Annotated in this window: 12 protein-coding genes; 4 read left to right on the top strand and 8 right to left on the bottom strand. The window is 72.1% G+C overall.

Features of this window, described 5'->3' with window-relative positions; genetic code table 11:
* Positions 1-45 precede the first annotated feature (45 nt).
* From ACFVBH_RS31505 to ACFVBH_RS31480, 6 genes are all read right to left on the bottom strand, one after another.
* The gene (locus ACFVBH_RS31505) at positions 46-882 is read right to left on the bottom strand and encodes an NRDE family protein (RefSeq protein WP_379007226.1); all 837 of its coding nucleotides are present in this window, start codon (positions 880-882) and stop codon (positions 46-48) included.
* A 159-nt stretch (positions 883-1,041) separates the two neighbouring features.
* Positions 1,042-2,379, bottom strand: a complete 1,338-nt coding sequence (locus tag ACFVBH_RS31500; RefSeq protein ID WP_354991379.1) for a S1 family peptidase — start codon at positions 2,377-2,379, stop codon at positions 1,042-1,044.
* 281 nt (positions 2,380-2,660) lie between these two features.
* Positions 2,661-3,998, bottom strand: coding sequence for a S1 family peptidase (locus ACFVBH_RS31495; protein ID WP_379007222.1), 1,338 nt, complete (start codon positions 3,996-3,998; stop codon positions 2,661-2,663).
* 104 nt (positions 3,999-4,102) lie between these two features.
* Entirely contained in the window at positions 4,103-5,206 is a 1,104-nt protein-coding gene (locus ACFVBH_RS31490) for a hypothetical protein (protein WP_354991381.1), read from the bottom strand.
* Positions 5,207-5,251: 45 nt separating this feature from the next.
* On the bottom strand, positions 5,252-8,482 hold the full coding sequence (locus ACFVBH_RS31485) for a LuxR C-terminal-related transcriptional regulator (RefSeq protein ID WP_379007218.1): 3,231 nt from the start codon (positions 8,480-8,482) through the stop codon (positions 5,252-5,254).
* A gap of 13 nt (positions 8,483-8,495) precedes the next feature.
* A complete protein-coding gene (locus ACFVBH_RS31480) occupies positions 8,496-10,175 on the bottom strand; it encodes an Hsp70 family protein (RefSeq protein ID WP_379007216.1) in 1,680 nt (559 codons plus the stop codon).
* 481 nt (positions 10,176-10,656) lie between these two features.
* Here ACFVBH_RS31480 and ACFVBH_RS31475 point away from each other — a divergent pair, with 481 nt between their 5' ends.
* The 3 genes from ACFVBH_RS31475 (at position 10,657) to ACFVBH_RS31465 (ending at position 17,800) form a co-directional block, all read left to right on the top strand.
* Positions 10,657-13,443: an IniB N-terminal domain-containing protein gene (locus ACFVBH_RS31475; RefSeq protein WP_379007214.1), complete on the top strand. Its 2,787-nt coding sequence runs from the start codon at positions 10,657-10,659 to the stop codon at positions 13,441-13,443.
* A 332-nt stretch (positions 13,444-13,775) separates the two neighbouring features.
* The gene (locus tag ACFVBH_RS31470; RefSeq protein ID WP_379007826.1) at positions 13,776-15,623 is read left to right on the top strand and encodes a dynamin family protein; all 1,848 of its coding nucleotides are present in this window, start codon (positions 13,776-13,778) and stop codon (positions 15,621-15,623) included.
* A 476-nt stretch (positions 15,624-16,099) separates the two neighbouring features.
* Complete coding sequence (locus tag ACFVBH_RS31465; RefSeq protein ID WP_379007211.1) at positions 16,100-17,800, top strand: dynamin family protein; 1,701 nt, start codon at positions 16,100-16,102, stop codon at positions 17,798-17,800.
* A gap of 264 nt (positions 17,801-18,064) precedes the next feature.
* Here ACFVBH_RS31465 and ACFVBH_RS31460 read toward each other — a convergent pair whose 3' ends face one another.
* Both ACFVBH_RS31460 and ACFVBH_RS31455 read right to left on the bottom strand, forming a co-directional pair.
* Positions 18,065-19,225, bottom strand: coding sequence for a zinc-binding dehydrogenase (locus tag ACFVBH_RS31460; protein ID WP_379007208.1), 1,161 nt, complete (start codon positions 19,223-19,225; stop codon positions 18,065-18,067).
* Positions 19,226-19,345: 120 nt separating this feature from the next.
* Complete coding sequence (locus tag ACFVBH_RS31455) at positions 19,346-20,836, bottom strand: MFS transporter (protein ID WP_354988627.1); 1,491 nt, start codon at positions 20,834-20,836, stop codon at positions 19,346-19,348.
* Positions 20,837-20,948: 112 nt separating this feature from the next.
* Here ACFVBH_RS31455 and ACFVBH_RS31450 point away from each other — a divergent pair, with 112 nt between their 5' ends.
* Positions 20,949-21,455 carry a MarR family winged helix-turn-helix transcriptional regulator gene (locus ACFVBH_RS31450; RefSeq protein ID WP_379007206.1) on the top strand — a complete coding sequence of 169 codons (507 nt, stop codon included), beginning with the start codon at positions 20,949-20,951 and terminating at the stop codon, positions 21,453-21,455.
* Positions 21,456-21,491 lie beyond the last annotated feature (36 nt).

Below are 21,491 nucleotides of genomic sequence, written 5' to 3'. Positions count from 1 at the left end.
GTATCGAGCCGAATTCGTGATGCGGCCCGGGCATGTCGCGCCGGCTCAGGCGGGCAGTTCGAGCCGTCCCCGGAACGACGCGGTGCCCACGCGCCGGCCGAAGCGGCCGTAGCTGCGCTCGGTCATCTCGAAGCCGCCGTCCTCGCGCACGAGCAGGACTGTGCTGCAGCGGGTCCCGTGCAGCGGACTGGCGATGAAGCGCGAGGAGTTGATGCGCTCGCCCCGGAGACCGAGGCCGGTGTCGGGCAGTTCGTCGTCGGCGGCGCGGGTGCGGTCGGCCAGCAGCGTGAGGTAGGCCTCGGTGTCGCCGGGGTTCGCGGTGACCACCTCGCGCAGCCCGCGAACGCCGCTGCGGACCTTGGGCCACACCGGTGCGACCCCGGCGGTCAGAAGATCGTTTTCGGGCGTCAGGGAGGCGGCCAGGGCCCCGTTCGACAGTCCGTGGAACCCGGGCGTCAGTTCCTTCGGTCCCAATCCGCTGCGATTGCCCTGCCACCACAGCGTGTTCAGATCCGAGACCACGAGATTGAAGCCGTTGTACTCGTCCGGGGCGCTCGCCACCGCGCGGGCGAACTTCTCGGAATCGGCGTCCCCGCTCAGGAAGTCCATCATCAGCGCGCCGCGCGAGCGGGCGTCGGGCCGCCGCTCGTTCGGCCCGCGCACATTGGTCACCGCGGCGAAACGGTGCGAGTCGCGGTCCATTCCGAGCCAGGTTCCGGGCAGCGGCCCGGCCGCCCCGCGATCGCGCCCGGCGAGCAGCCCGGGCACCTCGTCCCACCACCGCAACGATTCCGTTGGACGCGTATAGAACTCGTCCCGATTGGCGGCGACGATCAACCGATACTCCGGATGCGCCCGCCACCCGAGCAACACCAAACACATGCCTCCAGCATGCCGGACGTCGTCGGGCCGACCCCTGCCCCGGCGCCGCCGACTCGCCACCACCGCACTGCCCCACGGGGCGCGGCGACCGGCCCGGGAACCGAAAAGGCCGGTAGCGCAATCGCTACCGGCCTCGTCGAAGCTCCTACCCGATATGTCCTAGCTGGTGCGAACCCGCAGACCCGGGTTGTCCGAGAGCACCGTGCTCAGCGGCTGCGCGAACAGCTGCGGGGCGTTGCCGGTGATCAGGCCGATCAGGTTGGGGATCTCGCAGATCGGGTAGTCGGCGACCGAGGAGGCGCTGGAGATGCCCAGGGCCAGGGTGCCGGTCACGATCGGGCCGCCGCTGTCGCCGGGCAGGGCGCAGATGTTGGCGGAGAAGCTCTGGGTCAGCAGGCGGTCGCCGACCTGGACCGACTGATCGATGGCGTTGACCACGCCGCAGCTGAAGCCGGTGCGCGAGCCCGACTTGCAGACCGGAGCGCCGACGACGGGCACGGCCACGCCGGTCACCGAGATCGGGGCGGCGTTCGGCACGCGGACGATGTTGTTGCTGAAGCGGTCCCGGTTCTGCTCGTTGATCGAGACGATCGAGTAGTCCTGCGAGCCGAGCACCGACTTCTGGAAGCTGCCGAGCTGGCCGCCGACGCGGTCGCTGCCCTGGAGTTCGAAGACGCCGGGGGAGTTCGCGCCGCCGGTGGCGGGAATGTTCGGGTTGCAGTGGCCCGCGGTGATGTTCACGACGTTGCCGGTGTGGTCGGTGCCGTTGAAGCCGAGCGAGCAGCGCAGCGACATGCGGCCCGCGATGGAGGCGTAGCCGTCGCCGCCGGCCAGCGGGCGCCCGCCCTCACCGGCGATGGCGCCGGCCTGCTGGACATTGGCCTCTTCGCTGCCGGTGGGCGGCACCGAGCTGACGATGACGCGCGCCGGGTCGACGAAGCTCGGCAGCGCGAGGCCGGGCTGATCCACCCGCACCGCGATGCTGTTGTTCATGGTGTCGATGGCCACGCCGCGCACGGCCTTGGCGACATCGGCGGGCTGCTCGTCCAGCCACTTCTGGAAGGCGTTCTTCTCGCTGCGCAGCACGGACTCGCTCTTGGCGACGTCCTTGGTGGTGAAGCCCGCCTCCTGCACGGCCTTGCGCGCGGCGTCGGAGTCCTGGCCGCCGGTGAGGGCGACCACGGCGCGACCGGCCTCGTCGAGCCAGGCGCCGGCGAAGACGTTCGGGAACTGGCGCTGCGCGGTCGCCGAGAAGGCGGCCACCTGCTGGGCGAGATCGGCGCGGGCCAGGTAGTCCTGCGGCGAGATCTTGAGGTCGCGGGTGATCGCCTGCACGAGTTCGGCGGGCAGATCCGGGGTCGCGGGTTCCGCGTGTGCGCTCGCCGCCAGCGGCCCGGCAAGCAGCAGCGCGGTGGCCGCTATGGCTGCGTTGCGGACGAGGGACCGTGGCCTGCGGCTCACGGGCGGCGACGAATAGCGCATACGTGGCAGGAGCATGAGCCGACTATATGGTGTCCGCACCGTTATGCCTACTTATTCCCCGGTGACGATTCGGTATGCGAAGGGCTAACAATCAGCGTGACCGATTGATCGGATCTCGAGTCGAACTCGGCGGGACGGCAACCGAAACCCGGTCTCCCCTAATTCCGCCCTCACCTCCGAGTTCGCGGCCCGCCCGGTTCTGGACCGAGTGGAGCGGGGGAGCGAAGCGGAGGAGCGGAGGGAGGGAAGAACCGGGTTACGAGGGCCGCGAACCGCCGGAGCGCAGCGGAGGCAGATCAGGCACGGGTTCTGACCTGGATGCCGCTGCCCAGTCCGCCACCGGAGTTGGCGTCGATATCGGCCAGGATCGCCCGAATCGGAATGCCCAGGGTCGCGGTTCCGCCGTACGAGGCGAGTGCGGTGTTGGCCTCGTTGCAGTTCGGCGCGTCGGCGGCGTTCGAGCCGCTGGTGATGCCGAGCGCGCGGGTGCCGGACACGATCGCGCCGCCGCTGTCGCCGCCCAGGGTGCAGGCGCTGCTGGCGAAGCCGCGGACCGTCTTGGACTGGCCCTCGGCGGTGTACAGCTGGGTCTCGACCCGATCGGCCACGACGTAGCCGCAGGTGAAGGTCGAGGACTGGCCGGACTTGCACACCGGCGCGCCGGTGATCGGGTCGGCCACGCCGGTCAGGGTGAGGGTGGTGCCGTTCGCGCCGCGCACCGACGGCTGATCCATGCCGGCGTTCACGGCGGTGTCGTTGAGCCGGATGACCGAGTAGTCCAGCGCGGAGCGGCCGCCCAGCTGCGTGGTCACGAAGGTGCCGACCTGCGGGCTCGCGCTCAGGTTGCGGACGTTGGGCAGGTAGACCTCGGCCTGCTCGTTCGCCTTGCCCAGATTCGGATTGCAGTGTCCGGCACTGATATTCAGGGCGTTGCCGGCGTTGTCCACGCTGTTGAAGCCGAAGGAGCACACGTCCACGCTGTGCAGCGCGGAATCGTCGAGGGCGGTCGGGGCGCTGATGTAGGTGTCGCCGCCCATGGGCCTGCGCTCCACCGGGCCGCCGCCGTCGGGCGAGAGCACCACCTTGATATTGGCGATGAGCGTCGGCAGGTTGAGCAGATGGCCGCCGGGGGTATTGGCGACGCTCACCACCAGCTGGCTGTTGAGGAAGTCGATGGCGACCGAATTGATGGCGCCGGAGATCTCGCGCGGAATGCTGGTGATCCAGTTGTTCAGCTGGTCCAGCGAGCCCTCGAGATTGTCGGCGTTGATCGGCGCCAGGCGAGTCTGGTAGCCGTCGGCGGCGACCACGCGCGCGGCATCGAGGGAGGTGACCGCCAGGACCGGCTTGCCGTCGGTGCCCATCCAGGCGCCGGCGAACTCGTCGGGGCGTTCGGCCCGGAATTCCTTTGCGTAGTTCCGCAATTCCTGAGCCTTGGCCGCGCGATCCAGATATTCGGCGGGCGACATCTTCAGATCGCGCGCAATCGCCTGCACCAATTCGGCGGGCAGGGCATCGGCCGCGGGATCGGCGGCGGCCGGTGACGCCGCCAGCAAGGGACTGACCAGGACGGCCGAAACGAAAGCGAGGCTTGCTGTTCGGACCGAGGCGCGGCGCGCCGAGAACTTGCGCATGGAGTCCCTTCGTAGTGCACCAGCAGACCGACCGTCCGGTTACCGTGCGGAACATCGGTCAGCGCATCACTTTAGGGCACAAGCCCGGAAAGGTCTCTACGAAATCATCGCGAATACTGCGGCCACGGATTCTGCACCGGCGGCGGAGTCGGAAGTTCGAACAGCGGCGGCGGATATTGCTGGGTCGTCACCGGCGGCCGCGTCGTGCTCGGGGGCGTGGTGTCCGGAATCGCCGTCGGCGGAGCCGTTTCGGCGGTGGTTGCCGGTGCGGTCGTGGTGGCCGGCGGCGGTTCGGCGGGCTCGGAGACCGGGGGCACGGCGGCGTCGGGCGCGGGGGTCAGCGGCGGGACCGCGCCCGCGGTCATGGACGGCTGCGAGGCGACCTCGCCGCGCGGCGGGCCGGGCTGCTCCTCGTCCGGTCGCAACACCGTCGCGACCCCCAGGCCACCGAGCAGCAAACCGATGAGGGCGGCCGCGGCGGCAATGATGTACGGCCCGCGTGATCCGCGATCCCGGGCGGGCGACGCGGCGGCAACCGCCGCGGGCGCCACCACCGGTTCGGCGGTGGTCGCCACCGGGATGGCGGCCGAATACGCCTGCGCGAGCGGCGCGTGCTTGGACACCGCGGGCAGGATGTCGGTCACCTCGGCCGAATTCTGGGTGCTCGCGGTCGGATCGGGCGGGGTCACGCCGGCCGGGGTGGCCAGCACCGCGGCCAGGGCCGCGCGAGCGGCGTTGTGCGCGAAGGATTTCGCGGTGTCGTCCGCCGAGGACTGCGGCAGGTCGCGCTCGCTGACCAGCACCACGGCCTTGAGACCCAGGTAGTCCAGGGCCTCGCGCAGCGCCCGCACGTTCGCTTCGGGCCAGCCGGTCGGATGCGTGGCGTAGAACTCGGCGGGGCCCTCGAGCAGATCGGCGGCCAGATTGATGAGGCAGAAGGCCGCGGTGGCCATCAGGTCCTCGGCGCGATACGCCTCACCCTCGTCCACCGGCATGCCCGCCGGGTCGCCGACGGCGGTGACGAAGCCGCGAATCGAATGCGCGCCCGATTCCGGCGGGTCGCCGCCGAGCACGGCGTCCCCGTCATCGGACATGTGCAGCACCGACTCGCGCACGATGTAGTGCACCGGGAGTGTGGCATCATCGCCGGTCAGGACAGCCACGACGGATTCGTCGTCGGCTATCCGCAGGCCCACCCCAGTGGCCATCCTCGTTACCTCACTCGGTGCGTCCGGGTCCCGCTCGCGCCCGGGTCATACGAGGAGGGATCCGTGACCCATGGCGCGCAGCATTGACAATAACTCCGAACGGGAGCTCGCACCGATTCGACGGCGTATCCGTGCCACATGATGCTCCACCGTCTTGGCGGAGATATAGAGCCGCGCGCCGATCTCCCGGTAGGTCAAGCCGAGTAGTACCAGCTCCGCGACCTCCCGCTCCCGTTCACTCAGGACCGTATCCGCGAGCGGTTCGGGGCGGGGAGCCGGGGTGGGCGGCGCGGGCGCGCGGACCGGCGCCTCGGAGGGGCGGGCCTGGGCGCGCACCGTGCGGGCCAGCTTCAGCAGGGCGGTCGCGGTGCCGGAGTCCGCGGCCGCGAGGGCGGCCTCGCTGGCGAGGCGGGCGGCGTCCCAGATGAGGCCGAGTTCGGCCAGCCGGGCCACCGCGGCCTCCACCGGCGCGCGCTCGACCTGCCCGCGCAGCACCAGCACCCAGGTGCGGCCCGCGTCGGCCAGGGCCGCGGCCTGCGGATCGCCGGCCAGGGCGGCGGCCTTGAGCCGATGCGCGTGCGGCAGCAGATCGCGCGGGCTCTCGTGCGCGAGGGCGGCCTGAATCGCGTACCAGTGGAAGGCATTCGACCACGCGGGCGGATCGCCCAGGCGGCCGAGCAACTCCGCGGCCGAATCCACCAGCGCCGCGATGCGGCTCTCGTCGCGCAACCGGATGCCCGCCAGCCACAGCTCGCCGATCGGCAGCAGCGCCAGCAGATCCGCGCTCACCTCGTCGAACAGCGGGTATGCCGCCTGCCAGGCCAGCACCAGCGCGGTGTGATCGCCGGAGCGGCGGGCCAGACCGACCATCACCCCGTGCGCGAGCAGCCGATCGCGCGGATCCAGGGCCGCCACATCCAGTTCCGCGATCCCCGCCGCCGCGGACTGTTCGTCGCCGCCGAGCATGGCGACCCAGGCCGCCAGCACCGTGTGCTGCGGATCGGCGGCCGCACCGCGCAGCGCGTCCGCGGCACGCCGGGGTTCGCCCATGCTCAGGCACAGCAGGGTCGCGATGGACACCGCCGAGCACGGCAGGAATCGGTCTCCGCCGTTATCGGCCGGCCCGACACCCGCGTGCGCGGCGTGGATCAGGGCCGAGGCGGCCGCGGTCGCGGCGGCTCGGACGGAGTCGCCGCCGCGCGGGCTGGTCCGGACGGGCGGGATGCCGTAGCGCATGGGCGTAGCCGCGACCGGGTTGGATTCCCAGGGGGGTGCGGCCGATTCCCAGTGCGGCGTGGTCGTACCCCGGTGCGGCATGCTCGTTTCCCGGCGTGCCGGACCGCTCGTCCTGGAGTACGCGGGAGCGCCCGAGTCCGTACCGGCGTGCGGGGCATCGGTATCCCGGTCGGCGGGTGTGCCCGGAGAACGGTACGCGGGATTGGCTGTATTCCGCTGTGGGAGCGTGCTTCCGCCGCCAGCCGACGTGTCCGCGCTCCGGGTGGCGGGTGTGCCGGACGGGATGTGTTCGGGATTGCCTGTGTTCCGTTGCGGGAGGGTATTTCCGCCGCCGCCCCCGGGATTCGTGCCCCACCCGCCGGGTGTGCCCGGATCCCGGCGCGCGGGCCCGGCGATGTTCGGCAGCGACCTGGCGGCCGTGCGGGATCCGCCCGCTTGCGAGCCGACATAGCCGGTGCGAAGTCCGCCCGCCGGATCGGCATGGCCCGTGCCGGAATCGGAATCGTCGTGGAACGCCGTGATGCCGGTGCCGGTGCGGGCCGCCGGGCGGCGCTGCGGCAGGCCCGCCGGGGCGACGGAATCGCCGAGCGCCTCGGCGATGAGGGCCGCGCGGGCCGTGGCCTCGGTGGGCGGCCACTGGGACGCGGTGCCGGCCAGTGCGCGGGCGGTGGCGGTGTCACCGGCGAGGTAGAGCACCGCGGCCGCGACCGCCCAGTCCGGTCCCGCGCGATCGGGGCCGAGCCACGAGTACAGCTGTGCGGCACGGGGTACCAGGCCGCGCCTGGTCCACACGCCCGCGCAGACGCGGACGGCGGCGGCCAGGTCGGCGGGGGTCGCCGACTCGCGGGCCAGGGTCGGTTCGGCCAGGCGCAGGGCGGCGTCGCAGTCCCCGGCGCGGGCGGCGGCATCGGCCCAGCGCACGGCGATGACCGCCGGATCCGCGCCCGCCGCGGCGGCGGCCGCGTAGTGCCGGACGGCTTCGTCGCCCGCCTTTTCCGCCGCGGTGCACAGGAATTCGGCCAGGCGCTCGTCGCGTACGCCGGATTCGGCGAGCAGCAGCGCGGTGTGGTCGCGCAGCAGTCCGGCGTCCAGGCGGGCGCGCAGCAGGCGGCGCTGCACCGAGAGCAGACGCCGGTCACCGACCAGGGTACGCAGCGGTGCGATGGCCGGGGCCAGCAGCAGGTCCGCGTCGGTGATCAGCGCGCCGCCGCGGGCGCGGTCCACCAGATCCTGTGCCGCGCCAAGCGATACGTCTAGCACCTCGGAGAGCTCGCTGGTGTCCAGGCCGGCGCCGATGGCGGCGACCACGAAGGTGTCCAGCAGTTCGGGGTCGGCTTCGTCGAGCCGGGCGCGGGCCCAGGCGGCGACCGCCTCGTCCACGGCGGTGATACCGGAATCGAGGCGGGTCGCGCAGGCGGCGCTCAGGGCGGCCACCACGCCGCCGTGGATTCCGGCGGTCTGCTTGTGGATGTGCTGGGCCAGGCCGCGCGGCACCATCATGCCGAGTTCACGGGCGAACGGGGCAATCTCGGTCGCGCCCAGGGCGCGCAGATCCACCACCCGGCCGCGGCGGGCCACCAGATCGGTGAGCGCGCGCAGACCGGCGTCGTGTGGGCGCGGGCGGGCCGCGATGATCACCGCGCAGCTGCCGGATTCCACGGCGGTGCGCAGTTTTTCGAGGGTTCGCGGGGTCAGGTTGTGCGCGTCGTCCACGACCAGGGCGGCGCCCCGGCGTGCGAGCGGGCGGGCCGCACCCCAGACACCGGGCAGTCCGGTGCCGGGGAGTTGGGCGACCACGCCGCTCAATTCGGGTTCATGCGCCGGAACCGGTTGTGCGAGCACCTCGTCCGGGTTGTCGGTGAGCAGTGCGCCGCGGGCCCGGAGCCGGGCCCGCACCGCACCGAGCAGCACGGATTTACCGGTGCCCGAGCGGCCGCGGATCAGGAACAGCGGGGGCGCGGAGTCGTCCGAGTCCAGCTCGCGCAGGAGTTCACGCGCGCACGGCAGGGAGTCGAGAGCTACGGGGGTATTGCCTACCACGATGATTCAACCCTCATCCACCGGTGTGCGGGAACATGGCGCCCGGCACCGAGGGCACCGCGATGAGCGGTTCGGTGTCGAGCGGCGGAACGGTCGGCAGCGTGGGCGGCTGCAGCGACGGAAGGTGCGGATTCACCGGCTGATTCACCGGAACCTGCTGGGTGGCAGGCGCTTCGGTGGTGCCCGGTGGCGCGGCGGGATCCGCGGCCGGTAGACCGTCCGCGGCCGTGGTGGCGCCCGGTGTGCCCGCGCGGGCCGCGGTGGTGGTGACCGGGTGCCCGACGGGTGCGGCCCGGCCGCCGGTGGGGGTTGCGGCCTCGGGGGTGTCCAGGGCCGCCGCCGTGGTCGAAGCGGGTTGCGGGACCGTGGGATCCGCGGGCGCGGACTGCACGCCCGTGCCCATCGCGAGGGTGCCCGTGGCCAGCGCCGCCACCGCGACGGCGACCGCGCTCGCGACGGCTACGCGCCGCCAGTGGGTGAAACCGCCCGCGGGGGGTTCGGTCGCGGGCAGTGCCGGGATCGGGCGGACGGGTTCGATGGTGTGCGGGCCCGTGGAAGTCGCGGCGGGGGCACGGTTCTCGTCGGCTGTCGCGCGGTGGTTCGGGGGCTCGTATTCGGTCCGGGCCGGTTCACGGGCGATGCGCGGCGGCTCGGTCACGTCGCGGGCCGGTTCGTATTCGGCTCGCGCGTCGTAGTTCTCGGCGTGTGCGACGTGCTGCCCGGTGCTGCTCGCGCCGTGTTCGCCGTGGTCGCGCGCGGTGCCCACCGGATGGTTCCGGAGGCGGGCCGCCCGGACCGCGGCCGGATGCGGTTCGCGGCCGGCCGGCCGGGTGTCCGGCAGCGGCGCGGACAGGGCGGCCTGGGGTTCGGTGGGGGTGATGTCGGTGAGCAGGTCGCCCGCCAGCAGGGCCGCGCCGTGCGCGCTCAGGTGCGCCGGGTCGGCGGCCGCCGCCACGGGTATGCCGAATTCGGTGGAGAGCATTTCGGTGACCAGCGGGATGGCCGTGCTGCCGCCGGTGAGCAGAATGCCGTCCAGGTCGGTGATCGACAGGCCCGCGCGCCGCACGGCCTCGCAGACGAGTGCGAGCGAGGTGAGCAGCGGGGCGCGAAAGAGGTCTTCGACCTCATCGCGCACCAGGCGGACATCCACCGGGCCAATTTCGGGCAAACACACCGGAACCATAGTCGCGGTCTCTTTGCTGAGAATTTCTTTCGCGTTTCGGCAGCGCACGCGCAACGCCGACAATTCCTGTTCCACCAGCGGGTCGAACGGGTCGAAATCCCTATCGCCCACCGCATATGCGAGCACGTATCGCATGGTCAGCAGATCGAATTCCGCGCCGGCGACGGTGGTATCGCGCAACGGCTCACCCAGCAGGCCCGAGAAGGTTCCGGTGCGGACGATCGAGATGGTCAAACCTGTTGCACCCAGGTCGTATACGACCATCGCGCCGTCGTGACCGGATTCGTGCACCTCTTGCAGCCAGCGCATGGCCGCGGTGGGTTCGGGCACCAGGGCCACGCCGTCCAGGCCCGCCGCGGCCAGTGCGGCGCGCTGTGCCTCGACCGTGTGCTGGGTCCACCACGCGGGGTAGCAGGCCACCGCGGCCGCGGCGGAGCCGGTGTCGTCCACCGCCCGGCCGACCGCCGCGGCCACGAGATCCGCTGCGCGCACGGCGGATCCGTCTGTCATGCGAATATCCACGGGATCCCCGACCCGGGACAGAAAGCTTTCCGGCAGTTCGTGCTCTCGGCCGGGTGTGCTCGGCCGGACACGCAGTGTTCGGTGTCCCCCCGAAGCCGTCACGGCGACCGTATTGGACGACCCGACGGTGATGCCGAGCGCCATCCCCTGACTCATTCGAAGTCCCCTGTCAATTCGATACACGCGACGGTGAATCGCGTGCCGCCCGCAGCTCATTAGTCCGATTTGTACGAAAGAGTGGTGCAGGCCGGGTGGCCCATGGGGGCTGTCGGTTGCTGGGGGTTCGTCGTTACCGCCCGACACGCAGATGTGGGGAAATTCCCCTAATGTCCGGACACCCCCCAATGTGGCGACACACCGTGTAAGGGGGCTCGGCCCCGTTTCGGCGTAACGGTTCGCGTTCCTAACGTGAAAGGAAATTCGAGCAGCGCGGGCCACCGGGGCCTGCCCACCCAGGAGATGATTCGACATGAGCCCCAACGCAATTCTCGAGTTCATTCTCAACCTGCTGCGCGACCAGGACGCGGCGGTCGGATATTGCGCCAACCCCGCCCAGGCTCTGCTGGACGCCGGCCTCACCGCTGTCACCCCCGAGGACATCGCCGCCGTGGCGCCCATGGTCGCCGAGTCGGCGCTGGTAGCCGGAGGTTCGCAGCTGTCCGCGATCATCGCCGCCGGCGGCGTGAACGCCGGCGCCACCGGGACCGCCGCGGCGGAGAGCGCCGCCGCGGTGAACGGCGCGGCCGTGACCTCCGCGGCCGCCGGCCTCGGCCTCACCACGGCCGCCGCGACCACCGCCGGTGTCGGGGTGGAAGCCGGGGCCGAGACGGCGGTCGGTACCGCTCTCGGCGCGGGTATCGACGCCGCCGTGAACACGGCGCTCGGCGCGACGGCCGGTGTGGACGCCGCCCTCGGCGCGGACGCCGCGGTTGGCACCGCTGCCCAGGTGGCCGCCGGCCTGGCCACGGGTCTCGGCGCGACCGCCGCCGCGGGGGCCCAGGCTGGTGCGGGCCTGGCCACCGGTCTCGGTGGCGCGCTGGATGTGGCGACCGGACTCGGAACCGGGTTGGGCGCGGCCGGCACGATCGGCGGGCAGCTCGGAAGTGGTTTGGAAACAGGACTTTCCGCCGGACTCGACGCGGTGACCGGCGTAGGCGCCGATGTCGCGGCGGGCGTGGACGCCGCGGTAGGCGCGGGCGCCCAGCTCGGCGCGGGCCTCGGCGCGGTCGCCGCCGCGGGGGCCCAGGCGGCGGCGGGCGTCGACCTCGCGCTCGGCGCGGGCACCCAGGCTGCGAGCGGGATCGACCTCGCCCTCGGTGCGGGGACGCAGGCCGCGAGCGGGATCGACTTGGCCCTCGGTGCCGGAACCCAGGCCGCGAGCGGTGTGGACCTCGGCCTCGGAACCGCAGCCCAGGCGGCGGTCGGCGCGGGCGCCACCCTCGATGCCGTCGTGGACGCGGCAGCGGGTGTGGCCACCGGCGTGGGTGCGGTCACGAATGTCGGTGCACAGCTCGGAAGCGGTGTGGAGACCGGCCTTTCCGCCGGTTTGGGTGCGGTGACCGGGGTCGGTGCCGATCTCGCCACGGCCGTGGACGCGGTGGCTGGCGTCGGTGCCGGTCTTGGTGCGGGTGTAGACGCGGTGGCTGGCGTCGGTGCCGATCTCGCCACGGGCGTGAATGCGGTGACGAGCGTAGGAGCCGGTCTCGGCGCGGGCGTCGGAGCGGTGGTGGATGCGGGCACTCAGACGGCTGCGGGCGTCGGCGTCGGGGCTGGCGCGGGTCTCGATGCGGGCGTGGGCGCGGCTGCCGACGTGGCCACCGATCTGACGGCCGGTCTCGGGGCGGCCGCCGACGCTGGGGCACAGGCTGGAATCGGTTTGGAGACGGGCCTTTCCACCGGGCTGGGAGCAGTCGCGGGTGCAGGCGCTGACCTTGCAGCAGGGCTGGTCGGTGGTGTCGGCGCGGCAGCGGGCGCGGGTGCGCAGGCGGCGGTCGGCGTGTCCGCCGGGGCCGACGCGGCTGTCGGCGCGGGCGCACAGGCAGGTGCGGGTGTCGGCGGGGCCGTGGATGCGGCCGTCGATCTCGCGACCGGTGTCGGCGCGGTGGTCGGGGCGGGGGCCGATGTTGGGGCCGCTGCGGCCGCACAGGCCGGAAGTGGCGTGGAGGCGGCGCTTTCCACCGGCGCGGGCGTGGCGGCGGGAGTCGGCGCGGCCGTCGATGCGGCGGTCGGCGCCGGAGCCGGGCTCGGTGCGGGCGTGACGACCGGTGCGGGTGCGGTCACCAATGGGGTCGCCCAGGTCGGAAGTGGCTTGGAGACGGGACTTTCCGCGGGCGTTGGGGCGGTGACCGGTGTCGGCGCGGGTCTCGACGCCGGTGTAGAAGCCGCTGTCGGTGCGGCCGCGGGGGCGGGTGCGGCGCTGGACACGGCGGTGGACCTCGGCCTGGGTGTCGCCGCCGGGGCGGATGCGGTGGCCGATGCCGGTGCCCAGCTCGGGAGTGGTTTGGCGACAGGGCTTTCCGGCGGTGTGGCCGCTGTGTCCGGAGCGGGTGCGGGCGTCGATGCGGGCCTTGGCGCGGTAGCCGGTGCGGGTGCGGAGGCTGCGGCCGGGGTTGATGGAGCCTTGGGTGCGGTAGCGCAGGCGGGAGCCGGGGTCGATGCCGCGGTGGGCGCGGCGACGGGTGTCGGAGCGGCCGTGGACTCCGTGGTCGGGCTCGGGGCGGGTGCGGTGACCGGAGCCGGTGCCCAGGTCGGGAGTGGTTTGGAGACGGGGCTTTCCGGCGGGGCAGGGACCTTTGCCGGTGTCGGCGCGGGAGTCGACAGTGCGCTGGATTCGGCTGTGGACGGCGGGGTGGGACTGGTGGGCGGACTCGGTGCGGCCGCCGACGCGGGAGCAGGGTTGGGTGCCGATCTGGGAGCGGGGTTGGCCACGGGCGCGGACGTCGGTGCGGGGCTGGGTGCGGTCGCCGATGCGGGGTTGGGGCTGGGTGCGGGTGTCGACGCGGGGTTGGGGGCGGATGCGGGGGCGCAGGTGGGGAGCGGGCTCGAGACCGGGTTGACCGGGGTGGGGGACGCGGTGACGGATTCAGGGATGGGTGGTGGGGTCAATCCCTGGGCGGGACTGGATGTTTCGCAGGCGTTCGGGGAGGGGACCTCGGGGCTGGACGCGGGGCTGTTCGGGGACGGCGGGGTGGATGGCGGCACCGAGCTGGGGAGCTTCGCGGGCGGCGACATCGTCGGGGACATGTTGCATTCGTGACCGATGGTTCGGACCGAACGAAATCGACGGGCTTCTCGAAGGTGGTGTGATTCGCGGATGTTGCAGCAGGCGAACAGGTGTCGTGGTGCGCTGCTCGGGAGGGCGCATCACGACGGGAACTCGGGTTCGTGGTCCGCGGATCGCGGTGGCCGGGCCGGGCAGGCGCTCCCGGCCACCGCACACCGCCGGGGTGACAGCACCCCCGCGTCCACCGCGTGCCGCGAGGACACATGGGCTGTGTCATCGGGTCGAGGGCGGGATGTGCTGGGGACCTCCGATATTTCCGGTGGTCGGGGATCGTCTGTCGGGGAGCGGCGTTGGGAAAGGGGAGCGTGGTGAGCGCGGACGTGGTGGGGGCGCGGGGGTTGTTGGCGGTGTTGGGGGAGGCCGTGGGGGTTGCGCGGGAGGCGGGGCGGGGGGACCTGGTGGGGCGGTTGGGGACCGTGGCGGGGCGGGTGCGGGACCCGCGGCGGCGGATCGTGGTGTGCGGGTTGGGGAATCAGGGGAAGAGCCGGTTCGTCAACGCGTTGATGAACTCGGAGATGTGTGTGGTCGGGGACGACTCGACCGGGGTGGTCGCGGTGACGCTGTCGTATGGGGAGCGCGAACGGGTGGAGCTGGTGGTGGCGGGGGCCGAGGGGGAGGAGCCGGGGCGGGTCGAGGTGGCGGTGGGCGAGTTGGGGGCGGTTGTCGCCGGATCGGGGGCTGCGCGCGGGCGGATCGTGCTGGGGGTGGAGGTGCAGACGCCGAATCGGCTGCTGGCCGACGGGATCGTGGTGGTGGATACGCCGGGGCTGGGGGCGCACGGCGGCGGGGGCGCGGCGGCGGTGCTCGGGTGTGCGCCCACGGCGGACGCGGTGCTGCTGGTCAGCGACGCCTCCACCGAATTGACCGAGCCCGAGGTGGAACTGCTGCGGCAGGTGCGCGAATTGTGCCCGGCGACAGCGGTGGTGCTCGGCAAGGTTGATCTGTATCCGCATTGGCGGCAGGTGTTCGAAGCAGACCGGGGGCATCTGGAAGCCGCGGGCCTGGAGGTTCCGATCCTGCCGGTGTCCGCGGTGTTGCGGGAGCACGCGCTGCGGTTGCAGGACGAACAGCTCGGGCGCGAGTCCGGCTTCGGGCCGGTTTTCCAGTTCCTGCGCGAGCAGGTCGTCGCGCGGGATGAAGCGGCTATGGCCCGTGCGGCGGCGATCGACATCGCCTCCGCCACCGAGCATCTGGCGCTCGCGCTGGGCAGTGAACTCGTGGCGCTGCGCGATCCCGAGCGCGGCGCGGCCGCCATCGGTGAACTGCACGCCGCCAAGACCGCCGCCGAGCAATTGCGCAGGCGCACCGCGGTCTGGCAGCAGACCCTGGGCGACGGCATCACCGATCTGGTCGGCGACATCGACCACGATCTGCGTAATCGCCTGCGCGACATAGCCCGCACCGCCGAGGACTGGATCGACGAGAACGATCCGGGCAGGCACTGGGACACCGTCGAGGAATGGCTCGCGGGCACCGTCGGCACCGCCGTCGGCGACAATCTGCTCTGGACCCGCACCCGCGCGGTGCGTCTGGCCGAGCGGGTCGCCGAGCATTTCGCCGAGATCGGCGCGGTCGATCTGCCGGACGTGCGAGAAACACTGGACGGCAACGGCTCTCGCTCGGGCGCCTGCACCCTCTCGGATCTGGAGCCCGATCTGGGCCTGGGCCACAAACTCCTGGTGGGGGTGCGCGGCTCCTACGGCGGCGTGGTCATGGCCGGCCTGGCCGGCACCCTCGCGGGCCTGTCCCTGGTCAATCCGCTGTCCCTGGGCGCGGGTCTGATATTGGGCGGCAAGGCCTTCCGCGACGACAAGCAGGCCCGCCTGCTCAAACGCCGCGCCGACGCCAAGATCGCCGTCCGCCGCTACCTCGACGACGTCGCCTTCCACACCGCCAAGGAGACCAAGGACCGCCTGCACCGCATCCACCGCCTGCTGCGCGACCATTTCACCGCCGTCGCCGACCGCACCCTGCGCTCGCTCGACGACTCCCTGCGCGCCGCCCAGGAAGCCGCCACCCTCGAGGCGACGGCCCGCACCACCCGGGCGGCGGCCCTCGAACGCCGCCTGCACGCGGTCGCCGACCTGCGCCGCCGCGCCGACGCCCTGCTCACCCCCGCCCCACCCCACGCGGCGCTGCCACCCGCCTCCTGATCTGTCCCGCGACCGGCAGCGCATCGCCTCCCGCTATGAGGGCGGCCGGCACCGGGATCACCGGCGGCAGCGGGCGCACGACACGCTCATCGCGGCCGATCCTGTTCCACGGGCATACGCGCACCTGGCGGCGACCGCGCCGTAGGTCGACGCTCGCTCGCCGGGCGCACCGCGGCCTCACTCAGCGGGGCAGCGGCCGGGGTTCCCCACCTTGCGGCTCGCCCGCCGGAACCCCCCGGTCGCCGCCTGCCGCCCAACCCGACGCGGCCACGTCGTGGAAATCGCGCCGCCACACCGCGGTCGGCGGCACACTCGTGCACGGGTCCGCGGACGCCGCACGATCTGCGCGCGCCGGGCCCGGCGGGTTGCGTGCGCGCGACATGCGCGGAATCCACAGCCCCGTTCGCCCCGATTGCCGGGGTTGCTAACGGGGAGGCCGGTTCGGGCGACAGGTTGGCGATGCGTGGAGGTGCGGAGTGGACGGTGTGAGCGGCGGGTTCGGGCTGGGGGCCGAGACCCGTGGATTGCTGGCGGCCGCGCGCCGGGGTCTGGGCGAGCGCGCCCGCGCCCAGGTGGAGGCGTGCGCGCGGCGCATGGACGAACCACTGCGGGTGGCGCTGGCCGGGCAGCTGAAGGCGGGCAAGTCGACGCTGCTGAACGCGCTGGTCGGCCAGGACATCGCGCCGACCGACGCGACCGAGTGCACGCGCCTGGTCACCTGGTATCGCCACGGCGTCGCACCCAGGGTCACGGCCCACTCCGGTGACGGCGCGCGCGCCGATGTGGTGGTCCGCCGCTCCCGCGGCGTGGACGGACTCGCCGGCGCGCACGGCCTGACCTTCGACCTGGCCGCCCCGCGCTGGAATCCGCCGGGCGCGCGCGAGGTCGATCACCTCGAAGTGCACTGGCCCTCGGCCGAACTCGAGCGCACCACGATCGTGGACACCCCCGGCATCTCGTCGCTGTCGCGCGACGTGTCGGCCCGCACCTCGCGGCTGCTGACACCGGGCGCGGACAGCGCGCCCCTACCGAGCGCGGACGCCGTCATCTATCTCCTGCGCCGCCTCGACTCCGCGGACATCGACTTCCTCGAACGCATCGGATCGGACACGGGATCGGATCGGAACGGGGCGTCCGTGTCCGGCGCACATGCCTCGCACACGCCGAACGCGCTCGCGCCGCACGCCCGGCCCGGCGGCGGCACCGCGCACGGCGGGCAGGCTGCCGCGCCCGCCGCGCACAACACCCGTTCGGCAGCACCGCTCGGCGTGATAGGCGTGGTGTCCCGCGCCGACGAGATCGGCGCGGGCCGCCTCGACGCACTGCACTCGGCCCGGGACGTGGCCGCCCGCTTCGCGGGTGAACTGGAGCGAACCGGCCTGTGCCAGTCGGTGATTCCGGTGGCGGGCCTGCTCGCCTTCGCCGCCGCCACCCTGCGGCAGCGGGAATTCGCGGCGTTCGAGGCGCTGGCCGCCGTCCCGGTGGACGATCTGAGCCTCGCGTTGCTCTCGGCCGACCGTTTCGGCCGCCCCGACCTGTCGCTCCCGGTGCCCCCGGAGCTGCGCGTCCACCTCGCCGCGCGCTTCGGACTCTTCGGCATTCGCCTGGCGGTGACCCTCATTCGGCTCGGCGTGCGCGATTCCGCCGCCCTCGCCGCCGAACTCACCCGGCGCAGCGGACTCGACGAGCTGCGCACCGTGCTCGACGTGCAATTCGCCCAGCGCGCAGAGGAATTGAAGGCGCATTCGGCGCTGACCGGCCTGGCCCGCATTCTCGCCGCGCATCCGGGCGTGACCGCCGACGCCCTGCTGCCGCGCGTGCGCACCCTGTTGGCGGATGTGCACGGATTCGCCGAACTCCGCCTGCTCGGCCACCTGCGCACCGGCGAATTGCCGCTGCCCCCGGCCGATCTCACCGAACTGCACCGGCTCATCGGCGGCGCGGGCGTGGCCACCCACCTGCGCCTGGACCTGCCCGCTCACGCGGACCTGCCCACCCAGCGCGCGTCGGCGCTGGCGGCGGTGCAGAAATGGCGGGCGCGAGCCCGCCATCCGCTCGCCGACCAGTTCCTGTCGAACGCCTGCCTGACCGCGGTCCGCAGCGCCGAGGGCCTGCTCGACGTGCTGCACGAGCCGCCCACCACACCGTTCGCCCGAATTCAGGGCCACAACGGCTGAGACTGTGCCGGACCGCGCCGTCCGCTCCCGCGACCGCGGGCAGGCGCTTGCCGATCGGACCCGAGTCGCCGAACTCGGATGTTCGTGCCGGGCGCGACGGCGCCGCGCCCCGAGTGCGCGGCGATGCCCCCGGGGACCGGACCCGAAACCACCGCCCGCCCCCGCCGCGCGACGCGAGTCAGATACTCGGGCAACCGGACTCGGGCGGCGGCCGGGTGGCGGGGCCCGGGTCGCCAGGCCCGCGCGCGGGCCCGGGCCACCGGCTCACGGCGCGGTCGCCGTGCTGCGCGGATCGATCAGGATCTTCGCGTGCGACTCCGGTGACGCCAGTGCCGAATACGCCGAATCGACCCCGTCCAGCCCGACCGTTCCGGTGATGAGCGGCGCGGGATCGACCTTGCCCTCGGCGATCATGTGCAGGGTGTCGCGGAACTCGCCCGGGTCGTAGCCGAGCACGAAGCGCAGCTCGATCTCCTTGTTGATGGCCATGGCCGGATGGATCGCGTCCGATTCCATGCACACCCCGACCACGATGATCCGCGACAGCGGCGGGGCAGCGGTCAACAGCTGATCGATCATTCCCGGCACGCCGACGCACTCGAAGATGACCGGACCGGCCGGGCCCTTGTTGAACGTGTGCGCGGCCCGGAACACGTACCACCAGGGCACATTCGGCAGCCGCCGCAGTTTCTCCATGGCGTCGAAACCGAGGTTGAGCACGTCGGTCACGCCGCTGATCCCGGATTTACGCGGCGCGGAGGTCCACGGGGAATCCACTCCGGGATCCACGACCACGTCGGCCCCGCAGCGCGCGGCCAGTTCCCGCCGCCTGGGCGAGAAGTCGCTGGCCACCACGGTCCGCACCCCGGACGCCTTCAACATGGAGATGACCGCCAGCCCGATCGGCCCGCAGCCTATGACGTAGGCCGTCTGCCCCTTCTCGATCCGGCTGCGCCGCACCGCGTGCCAGGCCACCGCCATCGGTTCGGTCAGCGCGGCGTGCTCGGCGGACAACCCGTTGGGCACCGGGAACGTCATCGATTCCTGCACGAGCACCTGTTCGGCGTACCCGCCGGGCGCCGCGGCCGAGAGCCCGGTCAGGTGCGGCTGGTCGCCGTGCCGCAGGATCGGCAGCGACACCACCCGGGTGCCGGGCTTCCAGCGCTTGCGTGTCTTGGGCCCGTAATCGACCACCTCGCCGCAGAATTCGTGTCCCATCACCACGCTCTGGTCCGAGCGCATGAAATGCTCGTACCCGGTGGCGACGGCCATATCGGCCAGCTCGTCACAGTGCAGTCTGGCGTGCAGGTCGGATCCGCAGATGCCACAGCGCAATACATCGACCAGCACCTGCCCGGCTCCCGGGGTGGGTGTTAGCAATTCCGACACCCGGAACTCGCCCTTGGTTACCGTCACCGCGCGCATCAGCTGACTCCTGTCGAAGTTCGTGGACAGTTCGAATTGTTCTCCCTCACCGCCCCGATAATGCGAAAACAGCCCACGGTTTCGGCATTTCGCCGGAATTCGCGGGCTGTTTCGCGGTTTTCAGGCCGGGGTCAGCTCCTCGGCGCGCACCTGGTCGGCCTGCGGCGCCAGCCGCGTGTCGCGGGGCAGGGCGAAGAATCCCAGGCACACCGCGACCATCAGGCCGATACCCCATTTCAGGGTGTAGTCGAAGGCGTGCGCGAAATTGGCCGCATTGGACTCGGGGCTCGTCACCACGGCATTGTCGAGCTGTCCGAAGAACACGATGCCCACCAGCGCCACACCCAGCGCGAGCCCCAATTGCTGACCGGTATTGAGCAGCCCGGACGCGGCGCCCGCCTCCCGGTCCGGAATCTGGCCGAGCAGCATATCGATGGTCGGCGCGACCACGAATCCGAAGCCGATACCGGTCACGATCAGCGGCAATACCATTTGCCAGGAAGCGAATCCGGCACCGTATTCGACGCCCATCCACCCGTACAGCGCGAAGCCCGCGGCCACGACGACCCCGCCGCCCACGAGCACCCAGCGGCCGAAGCGCGGCGCCAGCACGCTCACCGAGACGCCCGCCCCGATGCCCGCGCCGACCGCGAAGAACATGGCGGTCAGCCCCGCTCGCATGGGCGACCAGCCCAGCCCGGCCTGCATGAACAGCGTCCAGATGAGGAAGAAACCGCCGAATCCGATCCAGAACAGCAGCCAGCCGCCGAGCCCGACGGTGAAGGCGCGGGACCGGAACAGATCGAGGTCGACCAGCGGTGAGCCGACCGTGCGCGCCCTGCGCCGCTCGTAGGCGATGAACACCGCGAACACCGCGGCGGCCGCGCCGATCATGAGGAAGGTCCACGCGGGCCACTCGAGCCGGCGGCCCTCGGCGAGCGGATAGACCAGCAGCATGACCGCCGAGACGGCCAGCACCATGCCGGGAATGTCCAGGCGTGGCGCGATCGGGGACTTGGAATCGCGCATGACGATCGACGCCGCGGCGAACGCGGCGATGCCGACCGGGATGTTGACCAGGAAGATCGGCCGCCACCCGAGATCGAACAGATCCCACTGCACGAGCACCCCGCCCAGCGACAGCCCGACCGCGGACGCGGAACCGCCGACGGCGCTGTAGATGGCAATCGCCTTGGTGCGCTCGGCTTTCGGGAACGTGACCCGGATGATGGCCAGGATCTGCGGCACCATGAGCCCGGCCATGGCGCCCTGGACGAAGCGCGAGGCGATGAGCATGGCCGGATCGGTGCTGAGCCCGCAGGCCGCGGAGGCGAGGGTGAAACCCGCCATGCCCAGCAGGAACAGCCGCTTGCGGCCGTAGATGTCACCGAGCCTGCCGCCGGTGATCAGGACGGCGGCGAAGGACAGGACGTAGGCGGCGATGATCCATTCGATCTGCGCGTATTCCGCGTGCAGATCCTGCTGAATGCTCGGCACGGCGACGTTGACGATCGTCACGTCGAGCAGATCCATGAACCCGGCGGCCAGGACTACGGCGAAGGCTATCCAGCGGCGGGGATCGAGGGTTGTCGGAACGGTGTCGGATTCCACGGCGAGCTCACTTCGATTCGGTGGGGTGTTGGCGACTCCTCAAACTATGCACATGAAGTGATTATCACGCAACAGGGCAATCCATATTGGTGCCTTCCTGTAGGCTGGGGCGGTGACCGCTCCCGACCTCTCGCCGCTCGCCGCGCATCCGGCGTTCCTGCTGGGCCAGCTGGGTTCGCACAGCGCGAGCCGTTTCGGTGAACTGCTGGCGCCGCTGGGCATCAAGCCGCAGCACCACGGCATGCTGCGGATCCTGCAGGCCAACGACGGGCAGTCCCAGCAGCAGCTCTGCGAGGCGCTGGGCATCCACCGCAACGTGATGGTCGGCCTGGTCGACGACCTCGAGAAGCGCGGCCTGGTCGAGCGCCGCAGGCATCCGGCGGATCGGCGCGCGCACGCGGTGCATCTGCTGCCGGCGGGTATCGAACTGCTGGTGGAATCGGCCCGGATCGCGACCGAGCTGGACGCCGAACTGCTTGCGCCGCTGGCGGAGTCCGATCGGGCGGTGCTCGTCGCGCTGCTGCAGCGGGCGGCGGTCGGCAACGGGCTGACCCCCGGCATCCATCCCGGATTGACGGTCGATCGCCCGGCCGCCGAGAACTGTGACACGGGTCACTGACGAGTCCTGTCACAGGCGGCGCCGGTGAGTGTCCAA

The organism is Nocardia sp. NPDC057668 (assembly GCF_042799795.1).
Taxonomy (GTDB): Bacteria; Actinomycetota; Actinomycetes; order Mycobacteriales; family Mycobacteriaceae; genus Nocardia.
This window is presented reverse-complemented; position numbering and strand designations above follow the sequence as displayed.

Excerpts from the sequence above, each read along its gene's own strand:
- ACFVBH_RS31505 (WP_379007226.1), bottom strand. The coding sequence starts at position 882 with ATGTGTTTGGTGTTGCTCGGGTGGCGGGCGCATCCGGAGTATCGGTTG.
- ACFVBH_RS31500 (WP_354991379.1), bottom strand. The coding sequence starts at position 2,379 with ATGCTCCTGCCACGTATGCGCTATTCGTCGCCGCCCGTGAGCCGCAGG.
- ACFVBH_RS31495 (WP_379007222.1), bottom strand. The coding sequence starts at position 3,998 with ATGCGCAAGTTCTCGGCGCGCCGCGCCTCGGTCCGAACAGCAAGCCTC.
- ACFVBH_RS31490 (WP_354991381.1), bottom strand. The coding sequence starts at position 5,206 with ATGGCCACTGGGGTGGGCCTGCGGATAGCCGACGACGAATCCGTCGTG.
- ACFVBH_RS31480 (WP_379007216.1), bottom strand. The coding sequence starts at position 10,175 with ATGACAGACGGATCCGCCGTGCGCGCAGCGGATCTCGTGGCCGCGGCG.
- ACFVBH_RS31475 (WP_379007214.1), top strand. The coding sequence starts at position 10,657 with ATGAGCCCCAACGCAATTCTCGAGTTCATTCTCAACCTGCTGCGCGAC.
- ACFVBH_RS31460 (WP_379007208.1), bottom strand. The coding sequence starts at position 19,225 with ATGCGCGCGGTGACGGTAACCAAGGGCGAGTTCCGGGTGTCGGAATTG.